The sequence below is a fragment of the Lentibacter sp. genome (assembly GCF_965658795.1).
In the GTDB taxonomy this organism is placed as follows: Bacteria; Pseudomonadota; Alphaproteobacteria; order Rhodobacterales; family Rhodobacteraceae; genus Lentibacter.
Genome location: NZ_CBFHTG010000012.1, coordinates 60,816 through 86,338, shown reverse-complemented (window position 1 = coordinate 86,338; position 25,523 = coordinate 60,816). Strand labels below are relative to the sequence as shown.

Below are 25,523 nucleotides of genomic sequence, written 5' to 3'. Positions count from 1 at the left end.
ATCTCGGTGACGCGGGACGTGTTCCCGCTGGCGCAGGTCTTTACCATCAGCCGCGGCTCGCGGAGCGAGGCGCGGGTGCTGACGGCGCATGTGAGCGCGGACGGCGTGACCGGGCGGGGCGAATGCGTGCCCTATGCCCGCTACGACGAGACGCTGGAGAGCGTGACGGCGCAGATCGAGGGGCTGCCCGAGGCGGTGACGCGCGCGACGCTGCCCGGTCTGCTTCCGGCCGGGGCGGCGCGCAACGCGGTGGATTGCGCGCTCTGGGACCACGAGGCCAAGCGCGCGGGCAAGCGCGTGTGGGAGCTGGCGGGCCTGCCCGCGCCGGGGCCGGAGGTGACCGCCTACACCCTGTCGCTGGATACCCCCGAGAAGATGCGCGCGCAGGCGGCGAAAAACGCGCACCGGCCGCTCCTGAAGATCAAGCTGGGCACGCCGGACGACATGCCGCGGCTGGAGGCGGTGCGCGAGGGCGCGCCCAAGGCGCGGATCATCATCGACGCCAACGAGGGCTGGAGCGCCGAGGTCTACGCCGACCTGGCGCCGCATTTGCAGCGGCTGGGCGTTGCCCTGGTCGAGCAGCCCTTGCCGGCGGGCGAGGACGAGGCGCTGCGCGGGATGGCGCGGCCGGTGCCGGTCTGCGCCGACGAGAGCTGTCACGACCGGGGTAGCCTGCCGGGGCTGGCCGGCAAGTATGACGTGGTCAATATCAAGCTGGACAAGACCGGCGGCCTGACCGAGGCGCTGGCGCTGCGGCAAGAGGCCGAGCGGCAGGGCTATCGCATCATGGTGGGCTGCATGGTTGGCAGTTCGCTGGCGATGGCGCCGGCGGTCCTGGTGGCGCAAGGGGCGATGGTGACGGACCTTGACGGGCCGCTTCTGTTGGCCGAAGACCGCGAAGAGCATTTGCAATACGATGCCGCCGGCGTGCACCCGCCCGCGGCGAGCCTCTGGGGATAGGAGAGCACCCATGCGCACAGTTTACGTCAACGGCGAGTATATGCCGGAAACGCAGGCCACCGTCTCGATCTTTGATCGCGGGTTCCTGATGGCCGACGGGGTCTACGAGGTGACCAGCGTGCTGGGCGGCAAGCTGATTGACTTCGACGGCCACGCCGCGCGGCTGGAGCGGTCGCTGACCGAGCTGGACATGCCGGCGCTGCCGATCTCGATGGCGGACCTGCTGGAAGTGCACCGCGAGTTGGTGCGGCGCAACGATCTGACCGACGGGATGATCTACCTTCAGGTGACGCGCGGCGCGCCGGGCGACCGCGATTTCGTGTTCCCCGACCCCGAGACGACGGCGCCGACGATGGTGCTGTTCACCCAGTCCAAGCCGGGCCTGGCCGATAGCGCGCAGGGGCGCGACGGCATCAAGGTGATCAGCATCGACGATCTGCGCTGGGGCCGGCGCGACATCAAGACGGTGCAGCTTCTCTACCCGTCGATGGGCAAGATGATGGCGCTGGCCGCAGGCGCCGATGACGCATGGATGATCGAGGATGGACACGTCACCGAGGGCACCAGCAACAACGCCTATATCGTCAAGGACGGGCGCATCATCACCCGGCACCTGAGCAATGACATCCTGCACGGGATCACCCGCGCGGCGGTGTTGCGGTTCGCGCGCGAGGCGCAGATGGAGGTCGAGGAGCGTAGCTTTACCATTGATGAAGCCAAAGAGGCGGACGAAGCCTTTACCACATCAGCCAGTGCTTTTGTGATGCCTGTTGTGGAGATCGATGGTGTGGCACTGGGCGACGGAACGCCCGGTTCTGTGGCCAAGCGCCTGCGCGAAATCTATCTGGATGAAAGTCTGAAGAAAGCGATCTGAGATACTGACCAAGGTCGGGTTTTGCTTTGCAAAACCCGACCCGTCGGGGGGCCAGCCCCCCGAACCCCCCGGGATATTTAGGGCAAAAAGAAAGGCGCAAAGCCGTTTGTAAGGGCTGTTTTGTGCTAGCTTTTGTCGGTTACGTTTTCTTTGAACGCGACTTCAAAGTCGGCCTGTTTTTGTGGGCTGGCGTCTGTTTGGTAATTTGCTTTCCATTCGGCCATTGTCATGCCGTAGAAAAGCTCGCGTGCCTCGTCTTTTGACATCTCGATACCACGTGCGTTTGCGGCCTCTTGGTACCAGCGGCTGAGACAGTTGCGGCAAAAGCCTGTCAAATTCATCATGTCGATGTTCTGCACATCGGTGCGCTCTTCCATCAGGTGTTTGCGCAAGGCGCGGAAGGCGGCGGCTTCAAGTTCGAGCTGGGTTTGTGCGTCCATGGTTCAGGCCTCGTTTTCAAGGGTGATGCGCAGGGCTTCTTGCAAGGTCGGCGCAAGGCGTTTGGCCCATTCGGCTTGTTGCTCGTCAGTCTGGATAAGATCGTTGCGGATTTCAACCAGCGTGTTGTGGCGGCCCCGGGCGATGGCGTGGGTGTCGACGGTATCACCCGGCAGGTGTCCGCCGTAAGGCTCGTTGCGCCCGACGCAGAGGGTTTGGTCTTGGTGCAAGAGCGCCAGGAGCGGGTCGCTGAGGCGTTTGTCATCGGCGTGGAGCACACCCACATGCCACGGGCGCTTTGGGCGACCCGACAGTTGGGGTGTAAAGCTGTGAAGTGTCAGCAGGGCGGGGGCCTCGCGCGCATCCAGAAGCGCGCCTAGCGCCCGATGGTAGGGGCGGTGGCAGGCGTCAAGGCGGCGCTCTTTCTCGGTGGCGTCAGCGTGGCGGTTGGCAGGGATGATTGTGCCGTCATAGAGCTTCATCAGAAGCGTCGGGTCGTCTTCGCCGCGGTTTGGATCAATCACCAGCCGTGAGAAATTGGAGCAGATCACAGGCGCATCAAGCAATGCGCCAAGTGCCAGTGATACCCCTTTTGCGCCCACGTCATAAGCAATGTGGCGGCCCATGTCGCCTGCGGGCAGATCGAGGCTGCCGCCGTTGATGAAGGGGGGCACGGTGTTGGCGGCGTGGTCACAGGCGATGACCCACGGGCCCTTGCGCTCTGCTCCTGTGACCGTGAAAGGCGTATATGACATGCGTGTGAAATTCCTTTGGGTGCCCAAACGCCCTGTTGTGCCCACGCGCCAGACGCGCGATAAAACGGCAACGGCCAGAGCGGCCAGACCTATCAGGAGGCAGAACATATGAGACGGCTCAGAAATGTAAAGATCGTGGCCACTTTGGGGCCTGCCTCCAACGACTACGAAATGATCAAAGCGCTGCATGAGGCGGGGGCGGATGTGTTCCGGCTGAATATGTCACATGGTGATCATGGCGAGATTCGCGAGCGCCACCGTATCATCCGCGAGATCGAGCGTGAGCTTGAAAGCCCCATCGCTATTCTGGCGGATCTGCAGGGGCCGAAGCTGCGGGTCGGTGTGTTTGCCAATGAGGAAGAAGAGCTTGTTGAGGGCCAGAGCTTCCGCTTTGATCTGGACAAAACCGCAGGCACGAACGCGCGGGTTTGCCTGCCGCACCCTGAGATTTTCAAGGCGCTGGAAGATGGCACTTCGCTGCTGGTGAATGATGGCAAGATTCGCCTGAAGGTAGAGAAATGCGGCGCTGATTTTGCAGACTGCACTGTCACAACAGGCGGAACGATCTCCAACCGTAAGGGTGTGAACGTGCCTGAAGTGGTGCTGCCCTTGGCGGCTTTGTCTGAGAAAGACCGGGCCGATCTGGAGTTTGTGTGCCAGCTCGGTGTGGATTGGGTCGCGTTGTCGTTTGTGCAGCGCGCGGCGGATGTGGACGAGGCCAAAGCGCTGATTGACGGGCGCGCGGCGGTGCTCTCCAAGATCGAAAAGCCAACGGCTGTGGCCAGCTTTGATGAAATTCTGGCCGTGTCTGACGGGATCATGGTGGCACGGGGCGATTTGGGCGTTGAGCTGCCGGTGCAGAATGTGCCGCCGATCCAGAAGCGGCTTGTGCGGCGCTGCCGTGCGGCGGCCAAGCCTGTGATTGTGGCGACACAGATGCTGGAAAGCATGATCGAAAGCCCCATGCCGACCCGTGCCGAAGTGAGCGATGTGGCGACAGCGATCTATGAGGGTGCGGATGCGATCATGCTCTCTGCCGAGAGTGCGGCGGGGGATTACCCTGTCGAGGCGGTCACCACGATGAACAATGTTGCCATCGAAGTCGAAAGCGACCCGACATACCGCGAGATCATTGAAGCCTCACGCGTGGCCAAGCGCGAAAGCGTGGCAGACGGGATCGTGGCGGCCGCGCGGGAGATTGCGGAAACCGCAAACATCAAGGCGATTTGCTGCTTCACCCAGTCGGGCACAACGGCGCTTCTTACGGCGCGGGAGCGTCCGCGCGTGCCGATTATTGCGATGACAAGCCTGCGGGGCACGGCGCGGCGCCTGTCGCTGAGCTGGGGCACGCACTGCATTATGACCGGCGAGATCGAGCGCTTTAAGCAGGCAGTGGTTAACGCAGCGCGCGCGGCGCAGAGCGCAGGCTATGCAAGCGAGAGCGACCAGATTGTCGTCACAGCCGGTGTTCCTTTCAATGTTCCGGGCACCACAAATATCTTGCGGGTTGCACCCTGTGACCAGCGTTTGATTTTTGCCTCTGATCCAGAGTAAGCTTATCCCTGTTGGTTTTGTTTAAAGGGTGCGTACGGTGGACTATGATCTTTATCTTGTCATCGGCCTGGTGATTGCTGTGTTTGCTGTTCCGGCGGTTGTTTCGGCGCTGTCTGACAACCGCACGCCGCGGGCGGCGGCGATTGTGCTTATTGCCGGCGGCGGGCTGGTGGCTTGGGCGGCATCCTCAAAGCCTGCGGGCTACACGCTTGATCAGATCCCCACGGTGATTGTGAACGTGGTGGGGCGGTATTTGGGCTGAGGTTGCGCTGTTTCCCTCTTGCAATACGGCTAAAGCCGTCTTAAACGGTGCCTTCGTCTGCGTGACCGGCCAGAAGTGGCATGCCGAGTCGCGCATTGTAGACCGACCCAAACCAAGGAGACGGAAATGCCCAAGATGAAGACCAAATCGAGCTGCAAAAAGCGGTTCAAAATGACAGCCTCAGGCAAAGTCAGAGCTGCTCAAGCCGGCAAACAGCACGGCATGATCAAGCGCACCAATAAATTCATTCGCGACGCTCGCGGCACTACAATCCTGTCTGAACCTGATGCGAAAATCATCAAGTCCATGATGCCATACGCACGCTAAGGAGGATTTGATATGTCCAGAGTAAAAGGCGGAACCACAACACACGCACGTCACAAGAAGGTTATTAAGGCAGCCAAAGGTTATTATGGCCGCCGTAAAAATACCTTTAAGGTCGCGCGCCAGGCGGTCGATAAGGCCAACCAATATGCAACCCGTGACCGTAAGAATCGCAAGCGCAATTTCCGCGCGCTGTGGATCCAGCGGATCAACGCGGCTGTGCGCTCACACGATGAGACGCTGACATATTCACGCTTTATCAATGGCTTGAACCTTGCAGGTATCGAAGTGGACCGTAAAGTTCTCGCCGATCTTGCTGTACACGAGCCCGAAGCGTTCGGTGCGATCGTTGCACAAGCACAAGGCGCGCTGGCGGCTTAAGCCACGCTGACTTTGCGAAAAGAATTGACGCCGTGGTCCGCAAGGACTGCGGCGTTTTCTTTTGGGCGTGCGGTGGGGTTAAGGGTGGCGGAGCGCCGCAAAACAGGGGGGTGATATCTGTGCACCGGGCGTGCACCATGCGTGCACCGCCCAAACACCCCAAAGGTTAAGGCAAATTTACTTAATGCGGCGCGCGCTGCTGTGCTTTAGCTGCCGCGCTCGGGCTCATCGGGGTTGCTGGAGAAGATGGCAAGTTTGTTGCCCTGCGGGTCGCGCAGATAGCTCACAAAAAACCGAGGCCCGTAGGCGGCGCGAAAGTCGGGCTGGCCCTCGTCTTTGCCGCCTGCGGCCAGTGCCGCGGCGTGTAGCGCGCGGACCTGCGCCTGTGTGCTGGCCTCAAAGGCGACCATGGCGCCGTTGCCAGCAGTGGCGGGGCGGCCATCAAATGTAGGTTTGACATAAAAGTCGGGAAAGACAGGCCGCGCGCCTGCGGCAACGGGTAGGGCATAGCTGAGCCCCTCTGCGCCTTGGGTCAGCTCGTAGCCGAGCGCTGGCAGAAACGCGCTGTAAAACTGTTTGGCGCGGGCGATATCATCGGCTCCGACGGTGACGTATGCAATCATGAGGTGGCCCTTTCTGCGGCGAGGCTATGCCAGCCAGCGCGTGCAAGCAAGAATCAGCCCGCCTGCGGAGGGGCGCAGACGGGCTTTGGCCGTATGGTGCTTTGGAGAGCGGGGACGTTTAGAGCATGTTGGCGCAGTGATCGCTCACATTTGGTTTGTTGATGTGATGGGGGTTCTGGATCAGAACCCAAGTGACGCCATAGCCCGGCGCAAGGGTGCGCGAGTAAGAGCAGCCGTCGGCTGTGGTGAACCACTGGCTTTGGTAGCCCTCAGAGGGGCGCGACTGTGCGTCGGCGGTGCTGGTCAGAGTGGCCACGGCAAGAGCGGCGGCTGCGAGAAGCTTTGTTGTGGTCATCATGGCGTCATCCTCCAGAGTTGAACTGGGGGTAAGGTGCGCAGGGCTGGCGGCGAAGCCTTGGCCGAAATCGGGCAGCTTTGTGCCCTTTCAAAACCCTTTGAGAGAAATTGCTAGCGCCTTGCGAAACGGCGCTTGGCGCGCTAGGTCAGATGCGACGCCAGACAGGTAGATGACATGGACCATTTAAGAGACAAATACATCAGCGCAATCGCCGCCGCAGGCGACGAAGCCACACTGGAAGACCTGCGCTTGCAGGCAGTGGGCAAGAAAGGCGAAGTGAGCCTTCAGATGCGCGAACTCGGCAAGATGACAGCAGAGGAGCGGCAGGTGGCCGGCCCCAAGCTGAATGCGCTGAAAGACGAGATCAACTCGGCTTTGGCCGCCAAGAAGGCAGGCCTTGAAGATGCAGCGCTTGATGAGCGGCTGCGCAGCGAGTGGCTGGATGTGACATTGCCGAGCCGTTTGCGCGGGCAGGGCAGCATTCACCCGATCAGCCAAGTGACCGAGGAAGTGACCGCGATTTTTGCCGATATGGGCTTTGCCGTGGCCGAGGGGCCGCGCATTGACACCGATTGGTACAATTTTGATGCGCTGAATATTCCGGGCCACCACCCTGCGCGCGCGGAGATGGACACGTTTTATATGCACCGTGCCGAAGGCGACGAGCGCCCGCCGCATGTGTTGCGCACGCATACTTCGCCTGTGCAGATCCGCTCGATGGAAAAGCAGGGCGCGCCTATTCGGGTGATCTGCCCCGGCGGTGTGTACCGCGCGGATTATGACCAGACGCATACGCCGATGTTTCACCAAGTCGAAGGGCTGGCGCTGGATAAAGATATCTCCATGGCCAACCTCAAGTGGGTGCTGGAAGAGTTCGTGAAAGCGTTTTTCGAGGTGGATGATGTGGAGCTGCGCTTCCGCGCGAGCCACTTCCCGTTCACGGAGCCTTCGGCGGAAGTTGATATCCGCTGCTCATGGGAAGGCGGCACGCTCAAGGTTGGCGAGGGCGACGACTGGCTCGAAATCCTCGGCTCAGGCATGGTGCACCCCAAGGTGCTGCAAGCGGGCGGGATCGACCCGAACGAATGGCAAGGCTTTGCCTTTGGTATGGGGATCGACCGTATCGCCATGTTGAAATACGGCATCCCCGACTTGCGCGCCTTCTTTGACTCAGACCTGCGCTGGCTGCGCCACTACGGCTTTGCGAGTTTGGATCAGCCGACGCTGCATGGGGGGTTGAGTAGGTAGATGACAGATGCAGTGGATGGAGTGCTTAAGCCGTTGGGCTGCCAACTATTGGAAATGGTGGATCAAGCGGGTCGAAAGACGCCCTATGCTTTGGATTTTGTGCATGGGGATTTCGATTGTTCCAATTACGGATGCGGCTCAATCACTTGGACTGTTACTCCCATTCTTGGGATTGGTTTACTTGGTCTTGGTTCCGGCATTCTTTGCTGCGTTTAGTGTTCAGAAGCGACGAAGAGATGCTGAAATGAAGAAGCAAGATGCTGTAAAGCGAGCATTTGACGCGGCACAAAAGACGAAAAAGCTCATAAGGAATGGGCGGAAAGACGCAAATAAATGAAATTCACACTCTCTTGGCTGAAAGATCATCTCGACACGACCGCCACGGTCGACGAGATTTGCGGTGCGCTCACAGACCTCGGGCTTGAGGTTGAGGAGGTTCTCAACCCAGCCGATCGCCTCAAGGCGTTTACGCTGGGCAAGGTGACCCATGCGGAGCAGCACCCTGATGCGGACCGTTTGCGGGTGTGCACGGTGCAGACCGATGAGGGCAGCAAGCAGATCGTTTGTGGCGCGCCCAATGCGCGCACGGGGATCACCATCGTGCTGTGCAAGCCCGGCGATTATGTGCCCGGGATCGACACCACGCTGTCTGTCGGCAAAATCCGCGGGGTGGAGAGCCACGGGATGATGGCGAGCGAGCGCGAGCTTGAGCTGTCAGACGAGCATGACGGGATCATCGAGCTGCCCTCGGGCGAGATCGGCCAGAGCTTTGTGAGCTGGTTGGCGGAGAACGCGCCTGAGAAGGTCGATCCTGTGATCGAGATCGCCATTACGCCCAACCGCCCCGATGCGCTCGGTGTGCGCGGGATCGCGCGTGATTTGGCCGCAAGAGGCTTGGGCAAGCTCAAGCCTGTGGACACGCCCAGCATCGAGGGGCAGTTCCCTTGCCCTGTCACGGTGACGATTGAGGATGATGCCAAGGAAGACGGTTGTTTTGTCTTTGCGGGCCGCCTTATTCGCGGTGTGAAGAACGGGCCAAGCCCCGAGTGGCTGCAAAAGCGCCTCAAGGCCGTGGGGCTGCGCCCTATTTCGGCGCTTGTCGATATCACCAACTTTTTCACCTATGACCGCAACCGCCCTTTGCACGTGTTTGACGCGGGCAAGGTCAGTGGCAACCTGCGCGTCCACCGCGCCGAAGCGGGCGCGACGCTCGTTGGCTTGGACGAGAAGGAATATACCTTCTCCGGCGGTCAGGTTGTGATCTCGGATGACAAGGGTGTCGAGAGCATTGCGGGTATCATGGGGGGCTTGGAAACGGGCTGCACCGAGGAGACAACAGATGTCTTTCTTGAAGCGGCCTATTGGGACCACGTCCAGATCGCCATGACGGGCCGCGCGCTCAAGATCAACTCGGATGCGCGCTACCGCAACGAGCGCGGGATCGACCCGGGCTACAACATGCAGGCGCTGGAAGATGCGACGGCGATGATCATGGAGCTGTGCGGCGGTGAGCCGAGCAACGTGACTGTCGCGGGCAAGGTGCCTGATGTGAGCCGCGCCTATAAGCTTGATGCCAAGCGGGTGCAGAGCCTTGTGGGCATGGACATCCCTGAAGGCGAGCAGCGCCAGACGCTGACGGCGCTGGGCTTCAAGCTGGAAGGCGAGATGGCCAAAGTGCCAAGCTGGCGCCCCGATGTTCTGGGCGAGGCCGATTTGGTGGAAGAGGTGGCGCGGATTGCCAGCCTCACCAAGCTTGTCGGCAAGCCGCTCAAGCGCGTTGATGCGGGTGTGCCGAAGCAGATTTTGCTGCCGCTTCAGAAGCGGGAGCAGGCGGCGCGGCGCATGGCGGCGGGCCTGGGTTACAACGAATGTGTGACCTACTCTTTTGTAGACCAGAAAAGTGCTGCGCTGTTTGGTGGCGGAGCCGATGCGACGCGGCTGGAAAACCCGATTTCAAGCGAGATGAGCCATATGCGCCCTGATCTGCTTGTCGGGCTTTTGCAGGCCGCTGCGCGCAATCAGGCGCGCGGCTTTGCCGACCTTGCCTTGTTTGAGGTTGGCCCTGTGTTTCACGGCGGCGAGCCGGGCGAGCAGGCTTTGCAGGTCTCTGGCCTTTTGGTGGGCAAGACCGGCCCCAAGGATGTGCTGGGCGAAAGCCGCAACGTGGATGTATTTGACGCCAAGGCCGATGCCGAAGCTGTCTTGAGCGCGATTGGTGCGCCTGCCAAGGTGCAGATCATGCGCGATGGCCCCGCGTGGTGGCACCCCGGGCGTCACGGCAAGATCTGCCTTGGCCCCAAGAAGGTTCTGGCCATTTTCGGTGAGCTGCACCCCAAAGTGCTCAAAGAGATGGGCGTGAAGGGGCCAGCTGTGGCCTTTACCATCTGGCCAGAGCAGGTGCCCGAGGCGCGCAAGAAATCCGCCACGCGGCCTGCGCTGAAAGCGTCGGATTTGCAGGCGGTTGAACGCGACTTTGCCTTTGTGGTGGATGCGGGTGTTGAAGCGCTCACGCTGGTGAACGCAGCAGCAGGCGCTGACAAGGCGCTGATTGAAGATGTGCGCGTCTTTGACGAGTTCATCGGCGGTAGCCTTGGCGAGGGCAAGAAGAGCCTTGCCATCACCGTGCGGATGCAGCCCATCGACAAAACGCTGAAAGACGAAGACATCGAGGCCGTTGCGGCCAAGATTGTGGAGAAAGTCAGCAAAGCCACAGGCGGGAGCCTGCGCGGCTGAGCCAAGCCTGAAGGGGCATGTGATGGTGGATAGTAAAAAGTTCTGGGACAAGATGGCGCCGAAATACGCCGAAAGCCCCATGCGCAGTGTGGACGACTACGAGCATACGCTCGCCATCACCCAGAGCTACCTCACGCCGCAGATGCGGGTGTTGGAAATGGGCTGCGGCACGGGAACAACCGCGCTGCGGCTTGCGCCGCTCGTGGCCGCATATGTGGGCACCGACCAATCTTCGGAGATGATCCGCATTGCAGGCGAGAAGGCTGCCGAGGCGGGGCTTGAGGGCGCAAGCTTTCACACGCTGAGCGCGCAGGAAAGCACGCAGCTGGGCGAGACCTTTGATGTGGTGATGGGGTTTAACCTCTTTCACCTGACGCCTGACCGCGACGCGCTTCTTGCGGATATCTACGCGATGCTGGCCCCCGGCGGCCTGTTTATCAGCAAGACGCCCTGTCTGGCCGACAAGGCCTTCGGCTGGAAGCGCTTTTTGGTGCAGGCTGTTTTGCCTGTGCTCAAGCGGATTGGCAAAGCCCCTGCGGTGGGTTTGATGCAGCTTGCCGAGGTTGACCAGATGATCGCCGCGGCGGGCTTTGAGACGGTGGAAGCCGGAAACTTCCCCGCGATCTCGCGCTATGTTGTGGCGCGCAAAGCAGTTTAAGGAGAGCGACATGAAGATTTACCTGTCAGGCGAGATTCACACCGATTGGCGCGAACAGATCATTGCGGCCTGTGCGGGGCTTGATGTGAGCTTTAGCGCGCCCGTGACAGACCACGCGGCCTCTGATGACTGTGGCGTGGCGATTTTGGGGGCCGAGCCTGACAAGTTCTGGCACGACCGCAAGGGCGCGATGGTCAATGCGATCCGCACGCGGCAGGCTATCGGCGAGGCCGATGTTGTTGTTGTGCGCTTTGGCGAGAAGTACAAGCAGTGGAACGCGGCGTTTGATGCGGGCTATGCGAGCGCCTTGGGCAAGAGCCTGATCATTTTGCAGCAGCCCGAGCATGACCATGCTTTGAAAGAGGTCGATGCCGCCGCGCTGGCCGTGGCGCGCACGCCTGACGAAGTGGCGCAGATTTTGCGCTATGTGCAGACCGGAGCGCTCCCTGCTTAAGGGGAAGGACGCGGCGTCTTTCCCTTACCTGTTCTTCAGACATCTGTGTTAACCTCTGGCCATATGCTGCGCACAATGCGCGGGCAGACAACACAGTAAAACGGGGACGAGTAACCTATGCTACAAGAATTCAAGGATTTCATTGCCAAGGGCAATGTGATGGATATGGCCGTCGGGATCATCATCGGCGCGGCCTTTACCGCGATTGTCGGCTCATTGGTGGCTGATCTGATCAATCCGATCATCGGGCTTGCTATGGGCGGTGTAGACTTCACCAATATGTATGCCGTGCTGTCGGGCACTGTTGCGGAGGGGGCTTCGCTGGAAGCCGCGCGCGAAAGCGGTGCAGCTGTCTTTGCCTATGGTAGCTTCATCATGGCGGTCATCAACTTCCTGATCATCGCGTTTGTGGTGTTCATGCTGGTGCGCAATGTGAACAAGATCAAGGATGCCGCGGCCAAGGAAGAAGAAGCGGTTGAGGAAGCCCCCGCAGGGCCAACCGAGCTTGACCTTCTGGCCGAGATCCGCGACGCGCTTGCCAAGAAGTAAGCTGTGAGCTGATGACATGCGAAGGCCCGCTCGGGAGAGTGGGCCTTTTGCGTTTGGGCGCGGTTTTGGCGCGATAAATGCAAGAATTTGCGCTTAGGCCCAGCTCGGGTCAGTTTTGTGTTTGACTCCGCCCCAAGGCTTGGCTAATTCGCCAGCACTGGTTGTGAATGGCGTGATAGCTCAGTTGGTTAGAGCACAGCACTCATAATGCTGGGGTCGGTGGTTCAAGTCCACCTCACGCTACCACAAACCAATGCGAAAAAGCCCCGAGTTTTGCTCGGGGCTTTTTGTTTGGGCCGTGACGCGCGCGGGCGCAGGGCGCGGCTTTACGCTTTGGTTGGTTTTGCTGTGTTCCGAAAACAGAATTTATTTCAGACCCTTTATGTGGAGAGCTTGGGTTGATTGACGTTGCACCAGAGATTTTTGCGCTGCTTTTGCTTGTTGGCTTTGTGGCGGGGTTTATCGATGCGATTGCAGGGGGCGGTGGCCTTCTGACCCTGCCTGTCCTGATCATTGCAGGCGCGCCGCCGCTCACGGCGATTGCCACCAACAAGGTGCAGTCGGTCTTTGGGTCGGGGATGGCGGCCTATAGCTACAGCCGTGGTGGCCATGTGAATCTGTGGCGCCAGAAGTGGACGGCCCTGCTGGCGCTGGTGGCGGGCGGAACGGGCGCTTTGCTGACCTCTTCGCTGCCGACCGAGCTGATCCGCGTTGTGCTGCCTGTCTTGCTGATTGCGGTGGCTTTGTTCTTTGCGCTCAAGCCCGGGCTTGACGACCTTGACCGCACCGCGCGGCTGACGCCTATGGCTGTGGCGCTTACCATGGTGCCGCTCGTTGCCTTTTATGACGGGCTGATCGGGCCGGGCGCGGGGGCGTTCTATATGATCGGGTTTGTCACTTTGGCCGGCTACGGCGTGACCAAAGCGACGGCGCATACGAAGCTTTTAAATTTCTCCTCAAACCTCGGGGGGCTGCTGGTCTATGCGCTTGTGGCCAGCCCCCTCTGGATCACGGGTGTGGCGATGGGGCTGGCCCAGCTTACGGGGGCCTTTGTGGGCGCGCGTGTGGCCATGCGTGGCGGTGCGCGGGTGATCAAGCCTCTGGTGGTGGTCTCGGCCAGTGTCCTGGCGGCCAAGCTGATCTGGGATCTGCTCTGAGGCGCTTACGCGGCCCGCGACGGGCGGGGGCGGATATACCAATACCAGATGCGATAGCCTTCCAGCGCGATCAGCGGTGTGAAGTTGACCAGAGCGGCGGGCAGGCCTTCCCAGCCGTCTTTGGCGGCCCAATGCACCAGTGTCAGCACAGCGGCGGCGTAGACGGCGCGTTGCATGGTCTTCCAGCGTGGGCCCATGGCGCGCACAGCGGCATCAAAAGACGTGGCGGCAAGTGGCAGGAAAATGAGAAACGCCAGCCAGCCTGTCCAGATTTCCAGATGCGTTGCTTCGCCTAGTATTTTGGCGAACGACCCTTCCTTGAGCACGTAAAAGACAAGGTGCAGCGCGGCATAGGCAAAGGCCGCAACGCCGAAGGAACGGCGGTTTTTCTTGAGCCATCGGGGGAAGCTCTTGCCCTTGAAGAGCATGGCCAGCGGTGTGGCCATCATCGAGATGATCATAAAGCGCGCGGCAAACTCGCCTGACGGGTGCAGGGCGTGGCCGAGGGCCTTGGGGCTGGTCGAGGTCAGCACTTCGTTGAGGATACCGAAAGCTGGCAGGGCGAGCAGCAGCCAGAGCCAGTAGGGGGAAAGGCGGGAGAGCATGGAGGACCTCACAGTCTGAATTACAAGACTGATACGGGGCGCTCCCGCCTTTCTGTCGCGATTATTTAATCGCGAGTTGGGGTGACATCACATCAAGGCCGAGCGCTTCGCCGACGGCGTAATATGTCAGCTTGCCTGCGTGCACGTTGAGGCCTGCGAGCAGGTGCGCATCATCGGCGCAGGCTTGCTTCCAGCCTTTGCCCGCGAGCGCGAGCATGAACGGCATGGTCGCGTTGCCCAGAGCGATGGTGGAGGTGCGCGCAACTGCGCCCGGCATGTTGGCCACACAATAGTGCATGATGCCGTCGACGTCATAGATCGGGTCGGCGTGGGTTGTTGCCTTGGAGGTTTCAAAGCAGCCCCCTTGGTCGATGGCGACATCGACGAGTACGGCCCCCGGCTTCATGTCGCCAAGCTGTGCGCGGCTGATAAGCTTGGGAGCCGCAGCGCCCGGGATCAGCACCGCGCCGATAACCATATCCGCGTCGCGGATCAGCTCGGCTGTGGAGCCAGCGGTGGAATACTGGTTTTTGAACGTGCCGCCAAAGACATCGTCAAGATACTTCAGGCGCGGCAGCGAGCGGTCAAGCACGGTCACATCGGCGCCCATACCAGCGGCGATCTTGGCGGCATGTGTGCCGACGACACCACCCCCCATGACCACAACCTTGGCAGGGCCAACACCCGGCACACCGCCCATAAGAACGCCACGGCCGCCATTGGCCTTTTGCAAGGTCCATGCGCCGACTTGGGGTGCAAGACGGCCCGCCACTTCGGACATGGGGGCCAGCAGCGGAAGGCCGCCACGGTCATCGGTGACTGTCTCATAGGCGATGGCGGTGCAGCCAGAGGCGATAAGGTCGTGTGTTTGCTCGGGGTCGGGCGCGAGGTGCAGATAGGTGAAGAGAAGCTGGCCTTCGCGCAGCATCTTGCGCTCACCGGCCTGAGGCTCTTTGACCTTTACGATCATATCGGCTGTTGCGAAGATTTCTTCGGCCGTGTCGATGATGGCTGCGCCTGCTGTGATGTAGTCTTCATCGGTGAAGCCCGCGCCAAGGCCTGCGCCTGTCTGGATCAGCACGGAGTGGCCGCGCGCAACGGCTTCCAGAGCTGCGTTGGGTGTCATGCCAACGCGGAATTCTTGTGGTTTGATTTCTGTGGGGCAACCGATTTTCATAAGCGTCTCTCCCTGAGCTATGATGTGATTTGTGCCAGAATGTCGCAGGCGGCTTGCAAGTGTATTGAGAAGTGAGGCGTGTGATGTGGACTTTCTGGGAGAATCTTCGCATAAACGCCCTATTCTTCGAAGGGGTGTGCAAGAATGGCAATAGATGAGACAGATCGCCGTATTCTCAAAGTGCTGCAGCGCAAGGGACGGATCAGCAATGCCGAGCTGAGCGAGGCGGCGAACCTGAGCCCCAGTGCCTGCCACAGGCGGGTGCAGCGGCTGGAAAAGGAAGGCTATATTCGCGATTATGTGGCGCTGCTCAATGCGCGCAAGATGGGGGTGCCGACCACTGTTTTTGTCGAGATCACGCTGCAGGCGCAGGCAGATGAGGTGCTCGACGCCTTCGAGAAGGCTGTGGGGCGGATTCCTGATGTGCTGGAGTGCCATCTGATGGCGGGATCGGCAGACTACCTCTTGAAGGTCGTGGCGGAAAACACCGATGACTTTGCGCGCATCCACCGCCAGCACCTTGCGCGCTTGCCGGGTGTGGCGCAGATGCAGAGCAGTTTTGCGCTGCGCACGGTGTTCAAGACCACAGCGCTGCCTGTCTGAGGCTTTGGGTAAAATTTGAGGCAGAAACGCGGCGTGGTTTCATGCGGTGTTAGCTTTGCTGCGCCTAGGGTTTGGTGATCCGTAAGAGAGCGAGCCAATGCCCCAGATGCAACAGAGACGTGAGAGGCCAGCTTTGGCCCGCCTGCCAGCTTCGGGGCTGGAGCCTGCCAGTGCGACCCAGTCTGTGAGCTGGCTTGAGGCCAGCACGCGTGTGGCGACCGCGATGGGCGATGTGCGTGCTGATGCGCTCTGGCCTGATGACAGGGTCTTGACCCCTCGGGGGGCTGTGCGTGTGGCAAACTTTGATGTCTGGCAGGGGCTTGGCACGGGGGCGGGGGCGCCTGTTGTGTTTAGCCCCGGCGCGATTGGCAATGCCTTTCCGCTGCGGCTGGGGCAGCGCCAGCCTGTTCTTGTTGCGCTGCCCGAGGGCCAGAGCCACAGGGGCCACCGCGAGCTTTTGTTGCCAGCGCTGGCGCTTGTGAACGGAGAGGACATCTGCCTGCGGCCATGCAAGCACATTGCCTATGTGCGCCTTATTCTGGAGCAGGGCGACGTGATCGTGGCCGAGGGTGCGCTCTGTGAGGCGGCAGGGTCCATGCGGGGCCGTTTGCGTGCGCCGCGGCTGGCGCTGGGTGCGGCGCGGCTTTTGCTGGCCAAGCTGCGCGGTGAAAGCAGCGCGGCGGAAAACACGGGTTTGCCACTGCGCGGCTGACAGGCTAGCGTTGCCGCCTGACAGGCAGGCAAGGAGCGGCACAGGTGAGCTTTGATCATATCGTTATCGGCGCGGGCAGCGCGGGCTGTGTCATGGCGCGGCGCCTGGCTGATGGCGGGCGCAAGGTCTTGCTGCTGGAAGCGGGCGGGCGGGACAATTACCATTGGGTGCATATCCCGATGGGCTACCTCTACTGCATCAACAACCCGCGGACGGACTGGTGCTTTCGCACGGAAGAAGAAGCGGGGCTGAACGGGCGTTCGCTGCTCTATCCGCGCGGCAAGGTTTTGGGCGGGTGCTCGTCTATCAACGGGATGCTCTATTTGCGCGGCCAAGCGGCCGACTATGACGGCTGGCGGCAAATGGGCCTCACGGGGTGGGGCTGGGACGATGTCTTGCCCTATTTCAAGCGCTCTGAAGACTACTACGCGGGCGCTGACGAGATGCACGGCGCGGGCGGGCCCTGGCGTGTGGAGGAGCAGCGGCTGCGCTGGGATGTGCTTGACCACTGGCGCGATGCGGCGGTGAGCCGTGGCTTGCCTGCGGTGGATGATTTCAACCGTGGCGACAACGAGGGCGTTGGCTATTTCCGTGTGAACCAGCGCGGCGGCTGGCGTGTGAACACAGCCAAGACGTTTTTGCGCGGGGCCCCCAAGGGGCGGATCGAGACGGTGACAGGCGCGCATGTGCGCCGTCTTCTGGTGGAAGACGGGCGCTGTGTGGGGGTCGAGTATGAGCGCGCTGGCGCGGTGGTTGTGGCGCGGTCAGGTGGCGAAGTTGTCCTGAGTGCGGGCGCGGTCGGCAGCCCGCAGATATTGCAGCTTTCGGGGCTTGGGCCTGCCGATGTGCTGCGTGAACATGGTGTTGAGGTGCTGGCCGATGTTGCCGATGTGGGCGCGAACCTGCAGGACCATTTGCAACTGCGCTGTGCGTGGAAGCTGACGGGCGCGAAGACGCTCAACACGCTGGCCAATTCGCTGTGGGGCAAGGCCAAGATCGGGCTGGAATATGCGCTGAAGCGCTCGGGGCCGATGAGCATGGCCCCGAGCCAGCTCGGGGCGTTTTCAAAGAGCCGCCCTGATCTGGCGAGTGCGGATCTGGAGTATCATGTGCAGCCTCTGAGCCTTGGGGCTTTTGGCGAGCCTTTGCATGACTTCCCAGCCATGACGGCAAGCGTGTGCAACCTGCGCCCCGAGAGCCGTGGCACCGTGCAGATTGCCAGTGCCGACCCGAAAGTCGCGCCGAAGATTGCGCCGAACTATCTGAGCACCGAGGGCGACCGCGCGGTGGCTGTGGCGGCGATCCGTCAGGCGCGCGAGATTATGGCGGCCCCGGCAATGGCGCGCTACGCACCTGAAGAGATGAAACCGGGGGCCCATCTGAACAGCGATGGCGAGCTTATGGCCGCGGCAGGAGAGATTGGCACAACGATCTTTCACCCGACCTGCACCGTGCGCATGGGCACCGATGCTGCCGCGCCGCTGGACGCGGCGTGCCGCATGAAAGCGGTGGGCAACCTGCGGGTGGTGGATGCGAGTGTCATGCCCAAGATCGTGAGCGGCAACACCAACGCGCCGACGATTATGATTGCGGAGAAAGTGGCGCAGATGATGCTGCGGGGGTGATGTCGCGTGCTGGCGCACGCGACCGGGTGGGGGCGCTGCCCCCAGTTTCAAAAGCCATCCGGCTTATGAAACCTCCCCCGGGATATTTGTGGCAAAAAGAAAGGCGGGCGGTTTTATGCGCCCGCCGTTTGTCTTCAGCTTTGGGCGGCTTCGATTTTGTCTTGGGTCATGGTGTCAAAATCGGATGCGTCATGGCGGTTGCGCAGCTGGCTGGACAGCTCGCCCATGGCGCGGTTGACCATACGGCCACGCTGCACGGGGACGCGCGCATCAATGGCTTCGGCCCAGCGGACAACATTTTTGTAGGAGGCCACATCGAGGAACTCGGCAGCGTTATACTGGCGGCCCAGAACGAGCTGGCCATACCATGCCCAGTTCGCCATATCGGCGATCGTGTAGTCATCGCCTGTGAGGTAGGTGTTGTCGGCCAAGCGGCGGTCAAGCACATCAAGCTGGCGTTTTACTTCCATGGCGAAGCGGTTGATCGGGTATTCGTATTTTTCGGGCGCATAGGCATAGAAGTGGCCAAAGCCGCCGCCAAGGTAGGGCGCTGAGCCCATTTGCCAGAAGAGCCAGTTCAGGCACTCGCCCCGCAAGGTCGGGTCTGTTGGTATAAAAGCGCTGAATTTTTCAGCAAGCTGCAACATGATGCTGGCGCTCTCAAACATGCGGCGCGGTGGTGTTTCGGAGTGATCCATCAGCGCGGGGATTTTCGAGTTGGGGTTGATCTCAACAAAGCCCGAGCCGAACTGGTCGCCCTCACCGATGTTGATCAGCCATGCGTCATACTCGGCCTCGGTGTGGCCTGCGGCGAGCAGCTCTTCGAGCAGAACCGTGACCTTCACGCCATTGGGCGTGGCCAGAGAGTAAAGCTGCAAAGGGTGTTTGCCGACCGGAAGCTCTTTGTCATGGGTCGCGCCAGCGATGGGGCGGTTGATCGCGGCGAAGGTGCCGCCGCTTTCTTTTTCCCATTTCCAGACGGGGGGAGGCGTATATGTGTCGCTCATGGTCTTGGCCTTTCGTGGTTGCTTGGGCCTATAGGTAATGCTTTCTGGCCTGAATGACAGGTCAAAAGATGTAGGGTATCTGTGCGCTGATGCAGGGGCTACCTTCGCGAAAACTGAAGGTGAAAAACGCCTTCTGTGAAAACAGGTTTTGCTCACTTGCGGGCGCGGCTCCAATGCGTGTTGTCTTGGGGAAAGTCGGAACAGGAGAGACGAGTTGACCGAGCGGGCAAAAGTTGTCGTTATTGGCGGCGGGATTGCAGGGTGTTCAACGATTTATCACCTCACGCAAGAGGGGATCACCGACTGCATCTTGATTGAGCGCGACGAGCTGACCAGTGGCACCACGTGGCACTCGGCGGCGCAGGTGACAAACTTTGGCATGAACCAGACGATGGTTGGCCTGAAGTCTCATTCCATTGCGCTTTACAAAGAGCTTTCCGAAGACCCTGAATATCCGATCAACTACCACCACGCTGATGGCGGCATCCGGCTTGCCAACACCGAAGAGCAGATGGAAGGCTACCGCCACTTTGCCTCCATGGCGCGGGGCATGGGCGTGGAGTTTGAAGTGATTGATGCGGCGGAATGTGCGCGCCGCCACCCGCTTTTGGAAACCGACGGTCTGCTTGGCGGGCTATGGGACCCGATGGACGGCGATATTGACCCCGCCCAGCTCTGTCAGGCGCTGGCGCGACGGGCGCGCAACGCGGGGGCAAAAGTGATCCGCCACCGCCCTGTGACAGGGCTGACGCAGCGCAAGGATGACAGCTGGATCGTGCACACGGAAAAAGGCGATATCGAAGCCGAGATCGTGGTGAACGCGGGCGGCTACCGCTGCAACGAGATCGGCGCGATGATGGGGGTGAGCCACCCCGTTGCGAGCATGGAGCACCAGTATTTTCTGACCGAGCCAATCAAAGCGATTGAGGAGGCGGGCCACCGTATGCCGCTTATTCGCTGCCCAATATCGGACTATTACTCACGGCAGGAAAAGAACGGGCTTCTGATCGGCTTTTATGAGCAGGGCTGCAAGACGTGGGGTATGGACGGGATCGACCCGAACTTTACCAACGCGCTCAGCCCTGATGACCCCGAGCGCGTGATCGAGACATTTGAGGGCGCGATGGCGCGGATGCCTGCGATTGGCGAGGTGGGGATTCACACCATCGTCAACGGCCCGATCACCTATACGATCGATGGCGCACCGCTGGTTGGCCCTATCCCTGGCAAGCGCAATGCCTTCTGCATCACCGGTCTGCGCGCCGGGCTTGGCGAGGGCGGCGGCCACGGCTGGCTTCTGGCGCAGATGATTGCCCATGGTGAGGCCTGCTATGACACATGGTGCATAGACCCGCGCCGCTTTACGGGGCACGCCACTGTCGAGCTGACCGCGCTGAAGGCGATTGAGGATTATCAGAACGAATTCCGCTTCCACTTCCCTCATGAGCACCGCCCTGTGGGGCGGCCTATGAAGACCACCCCACTGACAGCCGTGCTTGAGGCGGAAGGCGGTCACTTTGGCGTTGTGAATGGCTGGGAGCGTTTGGAATATGTGAAGCCGAGCGCTGATTTTGAAGAAGAGCACAGCTTCCGCTTTACCAATGCGCACGACATCATCGCAGATGAGGTGCGCGCGGTGCAGAGCGGTGTTGGCCTGACCGAGGTGAGCGGGTTCAACCGCTTTGAGATCACGGGGGCGGATGCGCATGACTTTCTTGACCGTATGACCTGTGGCCGCTTGCAGCGCACCGAGGGCCGTGTGGGCCTGAGCTACCTGCTCAACCATCAGGGCATGGTGAAGGCCGAAGCCACTGTTGCCAACCTGCCCGGCGGGCGCATCTGGTATGGCTCTGCGGCGGCGTCTGAATATCACGATATGGACTGGCTGACGCAACACATCGGCGTGGATGAAGATGTGCAGATCCGTTCGCTGACCAACGACATGACGATCCTTGTGATCGCGGGGCCCAAGGCGCGGGATGTGCTGGCCGGGGCTGCGCGGGGCGATTGGTCAAACGAGGGCTTCAAGTGGCTTGCTGTGCGCGAGGCCTTTGTCGGCATTGCGCCAGCCACGGTCATGCGGGTGAGCTTCTCGGGCGAGTTGGCCTATGAGATCCATGTGCCCAACCAGAGCCTGCGGGCGGCCTATGATGCGCTGCGCGCATCGGGTGCGGCACACGGGCTGCGCCTCTTCGGGTCGCGGGCAGTAGAATCGATGCGCCTTGAGATGGGCTTTATGCACTGGAAGGCCGAGCTGCTGACCGAGTTCACGCCTTACGAAACATCGCTTGATCCGTTTGTGAAGATGGAGAAGGACTTTGTCGGCAAGGCTGCTCTGGCCGCCCATGAGCCCAAGGTGAAGCTTGTGACACTTGAGATCGACAGTGATATGGCGCCTGCCCATGGCGGTGCGTCTGTCATGCTGGGGGGGCGTGTCGTGGGCACTGTGTCGTCAGGGGATTGGGGCCACCGCACGGGCAAGAACATTGCCATGGCGTTTGTCGAGAAAGCTCTGGCCAGTGAGGGGCATGCCTTTGACGTGGATGTGATCGGGCAGATGCTGCCGGCCAAGGTGATCTCGGGGCGGATTTATGAGGGCGCGAGGTAGACCGCTCCTTGCTTGCCCGCAACCCAACAAAAACCCCCGCAGCTTGCGCTACGGGGGTCATTTATTTTCTTGTGCCAGAAATGCTCTGAGACAGAAGAGATGGTTACATCCCGTTCTCGCGCTGGAGCTTTTTGCGCGCCAGCTTGCGCTGACGGCGGATCGCTTCAGCTTTCTCGCGTGCTTTTTTCTCGGACGGTTTCTCGAAATGTTGCTTAAGCTTCATTTCACGAAAAACGCCTTCACGCTGTAGCTTTTTCTTCAGGGCGCGGAGCGCCTGATCGACATTGTTGTCGCGAACACTAACCTGCATGTGGTTTTCACCACCTTTCTAGTTTGAAGTTGCAAGGATTTGCAGGAACAGCCCACCTAACAGTCCCCTCTGCATTTGTCGAGTCTTGCTCCCGGGCGCGCTGGTGCGTTCTGCCCCATGGCCAAGTGCTTCCGGGGCGGGTAAGTTGCCCCAAACGAGGAGCGAAACGATGCAGAGTAAAGACAAGCTTCTGGAGGCGGCCCTGCCGCATGTGCCGTTTGACGGCTGGAGCGAAGCCACATTTGACGCGGCTATCGCGGATTGCGGGATCGAGCCTGCCTTGGCGCAGGGGCTCTATCCGCGCGGCGCGGTTGACTTGGCTGTGGCCTATCACAAGCTGGGCGACGCACGCATGCTCGCGCGCCTCAAACAGGCCGAGCTGGGCGAGATGCGCTATTCGGCCCGCGTGGCTGCGGCTGTACGCTATCGGCTGGAAGCGGTGGACGACAAAGAGCTGGTGCGCCGCGGCACAACGCTTTTTGCCCTGCCTGCCTATGCACCAGATGGCGCGCGCCTGATCTGGGAGACATGCGACGCGATCTGGACCGCACTTGGCGACACCTCTGATGACCTCAACTGGTACACAAAGCGCGCCACGCTTTCGGGCGTCTATGGCGCAACTGTGCTCTATTGGCTGGGAGACGAGAGCGAAGGCCACGCCGCAACATGGGCCTTTCTTGAGCGTCGGATCGAGGATGTGATGCGCATTGAAAAGGCCAAGGCAGTGCTGGGCCAAAACAAGCTTTTTGGCGATCTCCTTGGCCGCGTGACAGAGGCCGTTCGCGCCCCCGCGCCTGCCACTGATATGCCAGGAACCCAGAACAAATAGGACAGTCCAATGCGTGTGATCGAAATATCCGAAGCGGGTGCGCCCGAGGTTCTCAAGCTGGCCGAGCGCGACGCGCCCGCGCCGCGCCATGGCGAAATACTGATCAAAGTTGCCTATGCGGGGGTAAACCGCCCCGACGCCTTGCAGCGCGCAGGCGCCTATGCGCCACCCAAAGGCGCAAGCGACTTGCCCGGTCTTGAGGCCAGCGGCACTGTCGCCGCGCTGGGCGAAGGCGTGAGCGAATGGGCCGTGGGCGATGAGGTCTGCGCGCTTTTGCCGGGCGGTGGCTATGCCGAATATGTGACGACACCTGCCGCCCATGCGCTGCCTGTGCCAAAAGGGCTGAGCCTCAAGCAGGCGGCCTGCCTGCCCGAGACCTTCTTCACCGTCTGGACCAATGTGTTTCAACGGGGCGGGTTAAAAGCAGGAGAGCGCTTTCTGGTGCACGGGGGCTCCTCAGGCATCGGCACAACAGCGATCCAGCTGGCACGCGCCTTTGGAGCGCGGGTGTTCACCACTGTGGGCAACGAAAGCAAGGCGGAAGCCTGTCGCGCGCTTGGCGCCGAACGGGTGATGAACTACCGCGAAGAAGATTTTGTCGAGGTGCTCAAGGCCGAGGGCGGGGCAAACCTCATCCTTGATATGGTCGGGGGAGATTATATCCCGCGCAACATCCGCGCCTTGGCCGATGACGGGCGTCTGGTGCAGATCGCATTTCTGACAGGGCCAAAGGTCGAACTCAATTTCGCTCAGATCATGGCGCGTCGCCTCACCGTAACAGGCAGCACCCTGCGGCCCCAATCTGACCTCGCCAAAGCGCGCATCGCCCAAGAGCTGCGCCAGCATGTCTGGCCATTGCTTGAGAGTGGCGCGGTTGCGCCTGTCATGGATCAGGAATTCGCGCTTGCAGAGGCAGCTGCGGCGCACACCCGCATGGAAGGCAGCACGCATATCGGCAAGATTGTGCTTAAAGTCGCCTGATCTTTCTTTTTGCTGAAAATATCCTAGGGGGTTTGGGGGACCAGTCCCCCAACTCACAAACCCTGTGCGCCGAAGGCGCGCCTTTGGGTCAGTCTATCGGCTCAAACAGCGCGTCTTTCATTTGGCAATCCCGCGACACGTCGCGCCCGCAGGGCACCGGTGCGAGGTCTTTGCTCAGGCAGATGCGCGCTTCCTGAATGTGGCGCGCGCGGCAGGTGATGGTGATCATGTCGCGGCTCAGGGTCGGGTTGGCTTTGATAAACGCGTCTTCCACAACAGATGCGGGCAGTTTCACTGCCCTGTCGAGCTTGCGAAAGACCTCTGGTCGCACCACGCTGTCATAGGCTTTGCGCGACAAATCATAATAGGCGCGCGCAGACAGCCCTGAGCAGACGCCATGCTTTTTCCATTGATACCAGGCCAGCCCCGAGGTGCCCATGATATCGGCCATGGTGTTTGTCAGGCTGCGGGGCGGCTGGGGCTGGGATGTCGGGCAGAAAGACGGCCAGCCTTGGTGATGCTGTGGCCAGAGGCCGTGCAGCACCCAGCCGTGGTCTTCCTCACATTGCGGGGAGCCCTTGGCCTCGCCCTCCAGCGCGCACCAGTTGGGCGACCATGACAGCGCCATCACATAGTAGTCAAATTCACCCGCGCGTTCGCCTTTGGCGTGGGCCGCACTGGTGAGCAGAAGAAAACCGACGAGAACCCGCAACAACATTCACTCTTTCCTTATGTTTCACGGGTTAGTATATAGCCAACAAGTTCCCCGACAACGGTAACCTGAGCCCCTCCAAAGGCTCGCCCCCTCAAGGGCACGGGAAAGTTGTATGGGAAAGGTTTTTTGATGGAGGCGAGAATGTCTGACAAACCGATTATGGCAAAGGCCACAGCTGTCTGGCTGGTGGACAATACAACAATCAGCTTCAAGCAGATCGCCGATTTTGTCGGTATGCACGAGCTTGAGGTTCAGGGCATCGCAGATGGTGATGTGGCGGCAGGGGTCAAAGGGTTTGACCCCGTGACCAACAACCAGCTGACGCAAGAAGAGATCGACGCGGCGCAGGAAAGTGTTCTGCACAAGCTGAAGCTCAAGTTCAACGCCTCGGCTGTTGGCGAAGAAAAGCGCCGTGGCCCGCGCTACACGCCGCTGTCCAAGCGTCAGGATCGCCCCGCCTCTATCTTGTGGCTGGTCAAGTTCCACCCCGAGCTGACAGATGCTCAGGTCTCCAAGCTCGTTGGCACAACCAAGCCGACCATTCAGGCGATCCGTGAGCGCACGCACTGGAATATCTCCAATATTGACCCGATTGACCCCGTTGCACTTGGGCTTTGCAAGCAATCCGAGCTTGACGCCGCTGTGCAAAAAGCGGCTGCCAAGAAGGCTGCGAGCGGTGGGGTGATGAGCGATGACGAGCGCCGCAAGCTGGTGAGCACAGAGCAGAGCCTTGGCATGGATGCGGAGCCCAAGATCCCGACCGCTATCGAAGGTCTTGAGACCTTCACCTTGGGGGGGCACAGCGATGACGACGAGGACAAGCACGACAGCTCGCGCTCGGCTGACAGCTTCTTCAACTTGCCAGACGATGGTGACGACGAAGACGACAACTGATCACCAAGGTTTTGTACGCCGTTCTGAGAGCGGTTGTGCGAGACCCTGACCAAATTTGAGACGCCCGTGGCCCTGCGCTGCGGGCGTTTTGCTTTGGGGCTTTGTATCTGCTCCAATGTGGAAACAATG

General features: G+C 60.7%; 28 protein-coding genes and 1 tRNA gene. 20 read left to right on the top strand and 9 right to left on the bottom strand.

All coding sequences use genetic code 11. The annotated features are described in order from the left end of the window. Both dgcA and ACTG3X_RS10125 read left to right on the top strand, forming a co-directional pair. Positions 1 to 960 (top strand): N-acetyl-D-Glu racemase DgcA (gene dgcA, locus ACTG3X_RS10130; RefSeq protein WP_439111148.1); only part of this gene is annotated, 960 nt, incomplete at its 5' end. Positions 961 to 970: 10 nt separating this feature from the next. Continuing rightward, positions 971 to 1,834 (top strand): D-amino-acid transaminase, encoded by an 864-nt coding sequence (locus ACTG3X_RS10125; RefSeq protein WP_439111147.1) that lies wholly within the window; start codon positions 971 to 973, stop codon positions 1,832 to 1,834. 125 nt (positions 1,835 to 1,959) lie between these two features. Here ACTG3X_RS10125 and ACTG3X_RS10120 read toward each other — a convergent pair whose 3' ends face one another. Further along, entirely contained in the window at positions 1,960 to 2,274 is a 315-nt protein-coding gene (locus tag ACTG3X_RS10120) for a DUF1244 domain-containing protein (RefSeq protein WP_439111146.1), read from the bottom strand. Between the two features lie 3 nt (positions 2,275 to 2,277). Continuing rightward, a complete protein-coding gene (locus tag ACTG3X_RS10115) occupies positions 2,278 to 3,027 on the bottom strand; it encodes an N-formylglutamate amidohydrolase (protein WP_439111145.1) in 750 nt (249 codons plus the stop codon). A gap of 108 nt (positions 3,028 to 3,135) precedes the next feature. On the opposite strand from ACTG3X_RS10115, the gene pyk reads away from it, so the two are divergent. From pyk to rplT, 4 genes are all read left to right on the top strand, one after another. Then, entirely contained in the window at positions 3,136 to 4,581 is a 1,446-nt protein-coding gene (gene pyk, locus ACTG3X_RS10110) for a pyruvate kinase (protein WP_439111144.1), read from the top strand. 37 nt (positions 4,582 to 4,618) lie between these two features. After that, on the top strand, positions 4,619 to 4,843 hold the full coding sequence (locus ACTG3X_RS10105) for a hypothetical protein (protein WP_439111143.1): 225 nt from the start codon (positions 4,619 to 4,621) through the stop codon (positions 4,841 to 4,843). A 126-nt stretch (positions 4,844 to 4,969) separates the two neighbouring features. Continuing rightward, on the top strand, positions 4,970 to 5,170 hold the full coding sequence (rpmI, locus tag ACTG3X_RS10100; protein ID WP_298676351.1) for a 50S ribosomal protein L35: 201 nt from the start codon (positions 4,970 to 4,972) through the stop codon (positions 5,168 to 5,170). 12 nt (positions 5,171 to 5,182) lie between these two features. After that, the gene (gene rplT, locus ACTG3X_RS10095; protein WP_263764380.1) at positions 5,183 to 5,548 is read left to right on the top strand and encodes a 50S ribosomal protein L20; all 366 of its coding nucleotides are present in this window, start codon (positions 5,183 to 5,185) and stop codon (positions 5,546 to 5,548) included. Between the two features lie 206 nt (positions 5,549 to 5,754). On the opposite strand, the gene ACTG3X_RS10090 is transcribed toward rplT, so the two are convergent. Together ACTG3X_RS10090 and ACTG3X_RS10085 are read right to left on the bottom strand one after the other, a co-directional pair. Next, the gene (locus ACTG3X_RS10090) at positions 5,755 to 6,171 is read right to left on the bottom strand and encodes a VOC family protein (protein ID WP_439111142.1); all 417 of its coding nucleotides are present in this window, start codon (positions 6,169 to 6,171) and stop codon (positions 5,755 to 5,757) included. Between the two features lie 118 nt (positions 6,172 to 6,289). Then, positions 6,290 to 6,529 (bottom strand): hypothetical protein, encoded by a 240-nt coding sequence (locus ACTG3X_RS10085; RefSeq protein ID WP_439111141.1) that lies wholly within the window; start codon positions 6,527 to 6,529, stop codon positions 6,290 to 6,292. A 174-nt stretch (positions 6,530 to 6,703) separates the two neighbouring features. Here ACTG3X_RS10085 and pheS point away from each other — a divergent pair, with 174 nt between their 5' ends. The 7 genes from pheS to ACTG3X_RS10050 all read left to right on the top strand — a co-directional run bounded on the left by pheS (position 6,704) and on the right by ACTG3X_RS10050 (position 13,328). After that, positions 6,704 to 7,777, top strand: coding sequence for a phenylalanine--tRNA ligase subunit alpha (pheS, locus tag ACTG3X_RS10080; RefSeq protein ID WP_439111140.1), 1,074 nt, complete (start codon positions 6,704 to 6,706; stop codon positions 7,775 to 7,777). Positions 7,778 to 8,110: 333 nt separating this feature from the next. Next, positions 8,111 to 10,510 (top strand): phenylalanine--tRNA ligase subunit beta, encoded by a 2,400-nt coding sequence (gene pheT / locus ACTG3X_RS10075; RefSeq protein WP_439111139.1) that lies wholly within the window; start codon positions 8,111 to 8,113, stop codon positions 10,508 to 10,510. A 22-nt stretch (positions 10,511 to 10,532) separates the two neighbouring features. Then, a complete protein-coding gene (locus ACTG3X_RS10070) occupies positions 10,533 to 11,168 on the top strand; it encodes a class I SAM-dependent methyltransferase (RefSeq protein ID WP_439111138.1) in 636 nt (211 codons plus the stop codon). A 10-nt stretch (positions 11,169 to 11,178) separates the two neighbouring features. Continuing rightward, positions 11,179 to 11,622 (top strand): YtoQ family protein, encoded by a 444-nt coding sequence (locus ACTG3X_RS10065; protein ID WP_439111137.1) that lies wholly within the window; start codon positions 11,179 to 11,181, stop codon positions 11,620 to 11,622. A 117-nt stretch (positions 11,623 to 11,739) separates the two neighbouring features. Continuing rightward, positions 11,740 to 12,171 carry a large conductance mechanosensitive channel protein MscL gene (gene mscL / locus ACTG3X_RS10060; RefSeq protein WP_439111136.1) on the top strand — a complete coding sequence of 144 codons (432 nt, stop codon included), beginning with the start codon at positions 11,740 to 11,742 and terminating at the stop codon, positions 12,169 to 12,171. Positions 12,172 to 12,340: 169 nt separating this feature from the next. Continuing rightward, positions 12,341 to 12,417: transfer RNA gene (locus ACTG3X_RS10055), tRNA-Met, on the top strand. A 152-nt stretch (positions 12,418 to 12,569) separates the two neighbouring features. Next, positions 12,570 to 13,328, top strand: a complete 759-nt coding sequence (locus ACTG3X_RS10050) for a TSUP family transporter (RefSeq protein ID WP_439111135.1) — start codon at positions 12,570 to 12,572, stop codon at positions 13,326 to 13,328. A 5-nt stretch (positions 13,329 to 13,333) separates the two neighbouring features. On the opposite strand, the gene ACTG3X_RS10045 is transcribed toward ACTG3X_RS10050, so the two are convergent. Together ACTG3X_RS10045 and ald are read right to left on the bottom strand one after the other, a co-directional pair. After that, positions 13,334 to 13,933 carry a sulfite oxidase heme-binding subunit YedZ gene (locus ACTG3X_RS10045; RefSeq protein WP_439111134.1) on the bottom strand — a complete coding sequence of 200 codons (600 nt, stop codon included), beginning with the start codon at positions 13,931 to 13,933 and terminating at the stop codon, positions 13,334 to 13,336. 61 nt (positions 13,934 to 13,994) lie between these two features. Beyond that, on the bottom strand, positions 13,995 to 15,110 hold the full coding sequence (gene ald / locus ACTG3X_RS10040) for an alanine dehydrogenase (protein WP_439111133.1): 1,116 nt from the start codon (positions 15,108 to 15,110) through the stop codon (positions 13,995 to 13,997). 144 nt (positions 15,111 to 15,254) lie between these two features. Between ald and ACTG3X_RS10035 the strand changes: the two genes are divergently transcribed. The 3 genes from ACTG3X_RS10035 to ACTG3X_RS10025 all read left to right on the top strand — a co-directional run bounded on the left by ACTG3X_RS10035 (position 15,255) and on the right by ACTG3X_RS10025 (position 18,050). Then, positions 15,255 to 15,713 carry an Lrp/AsnC family transcriptional regulator gene (locus tag ACTG3X_RS10035; RefSeq protein ID WP_439111132.1) on the top strand — a complete coding sequence of 153 codons (459 nt, stop codon included), beginning with the start codon at positions 15,255 to 15,257 and terminating at the stop codon, positions 15,711 to 15,713. Positions 15,714 to 15,810: 97 nt separating this feature from the next. Beyond that, a complete protein-coding gene (locus tag ACTG3X_RS10030) occupies positions 15,811 to 16,425 on the top strand; it encodes a Hint domain-containing protein (protein WP_439111131.1) in 615 nt (204 codons plus the stop codon). Between the two features lie 44 nt (positions 16,426 to 16,469). Continuing rightward, a complete protein-coding gene (locus ACTG3X_RS10025) occupies positions 16,470 to 18,050 on the top strand; it encodes a GMC family oxidoreductase (RefSeq protein WP_439111130.1) in 1,581 nt (526 codons plus the stop codon). 134 nt (positions 18,051 to 18,184) lie between these two features. Here ACTG3X_RS10025 and yghU read toward each other — a convergent pair whose 3' ends face one another. Beyond that, positions 18,185 to 19,057 (bottom strand): glutathione-dependent disulfide-bond oxidoreductase, encoded by an 873-nt coding sequence (gene yghU, locus ACTG3X_RS10020; protein WP_439111129.1) that lies wholly within the window; start codon positions 19,055 to 19,057, stop codon positions 18,185 to 18,187. 214 nt (positions 19,058 to 19,271) lie between these two features. On the opposite strand from yghU, the gene ACTG3X_RS10015 reads away from it, so the two are divergent. Next, positions 19,272 to 21,665 (top strand): GcvT family protein, encoded by a 2,394-nt coding sequence (locus ACTG3X_RS10015; protein ID WP_439111128.1) that lies wholly within the window; start codon positions 19,272 to 19,274, stop codon positions 21,663 to 21,665. A 103-nt stretch (positions 21,666 to 21,768) separates the two neighbouring features. Here ACTG3X_RS10015 and rpsU read toward each other — a convergent pair whose 3' ends face one another. Beyond that, positions 21,769 to 21,975, bottom strand: a complete 207-nt coding sequence (gene rpsU / locus ACTG3X_RS10010; RefSeq protein WP_089892716.1) for a 30S ribosomal protein S21 — start codon at positions 21,973 to 21,975, stop codon at positions 21,769 to 21,771. Positions 21,976 to 22,144: 169 nt separating this feature from the next. Between rpsU and ACTG3X_RS10005 the strand changes: the two genes are divergently transcribed. Next, positions 22,145 to 22,804 (top strand): COQ9 family protein, encoded by a 660-nt coding sequence (locus tag ACTG3X_RS10005; protein WP_439111127.1) that lies wholly within the window; start codon positions 22,145 to 22,147, stop codon positions 22,802 to 22,804. A 9-nt stretch (positions 22,805 to 22,813) separates the two neighbouring features. Then, positions 22,814 to 23,785 carry an NAD(P)H-quinone oxidoreductase gene (locus tag ACTG3X_RS10000; RefSeq protein ID WP_439111126.1) on the top strand — a complete coding sequence of 324 codons (972 nt, stop codon included), beginning with the start codon at positions 22,814 to 22,816 and terminating at the stop codon, positions 23,783 to 23,785. An 88-nt stretch (positions 23,786 to 23,873) separates the two neighbouring features. Here the strand turns inward: ACTG3X_RS10000 and ACTG3X_RS09995 are convergent, their stop codons facing one another. Further along, positions 23,874 to 24,503, bottom strand: coding sequence for a ribonuclease T2 family protein (locus ACTG3X_RS09995; RefSeq protein ID WP_439111125.1), 630 nt, complete (start codon positions 24,501 to 24,503; stop codon positions 23,874 to 23,876). A 138-nt stretch (positions 24,504 to 24,641) separates the two neighbouring features. On the opposite strand from ACTG3X_RS09995, the gene ACTG3X_RS09990 reads away from it, so the two are divergent. Continuing rightward, entirely contained in the window at positions 24,642 to 25,394 is a 753-nt protein-coding gene (locus ACTG3X_RS09990) for a DUF1013 domain-containing protein (RefSeq protein ID WP_439111124.1), read from the top strand. The last annotated feature ends 129 nt before the right edge of the window (positions 25,395 to 25,523 follow it).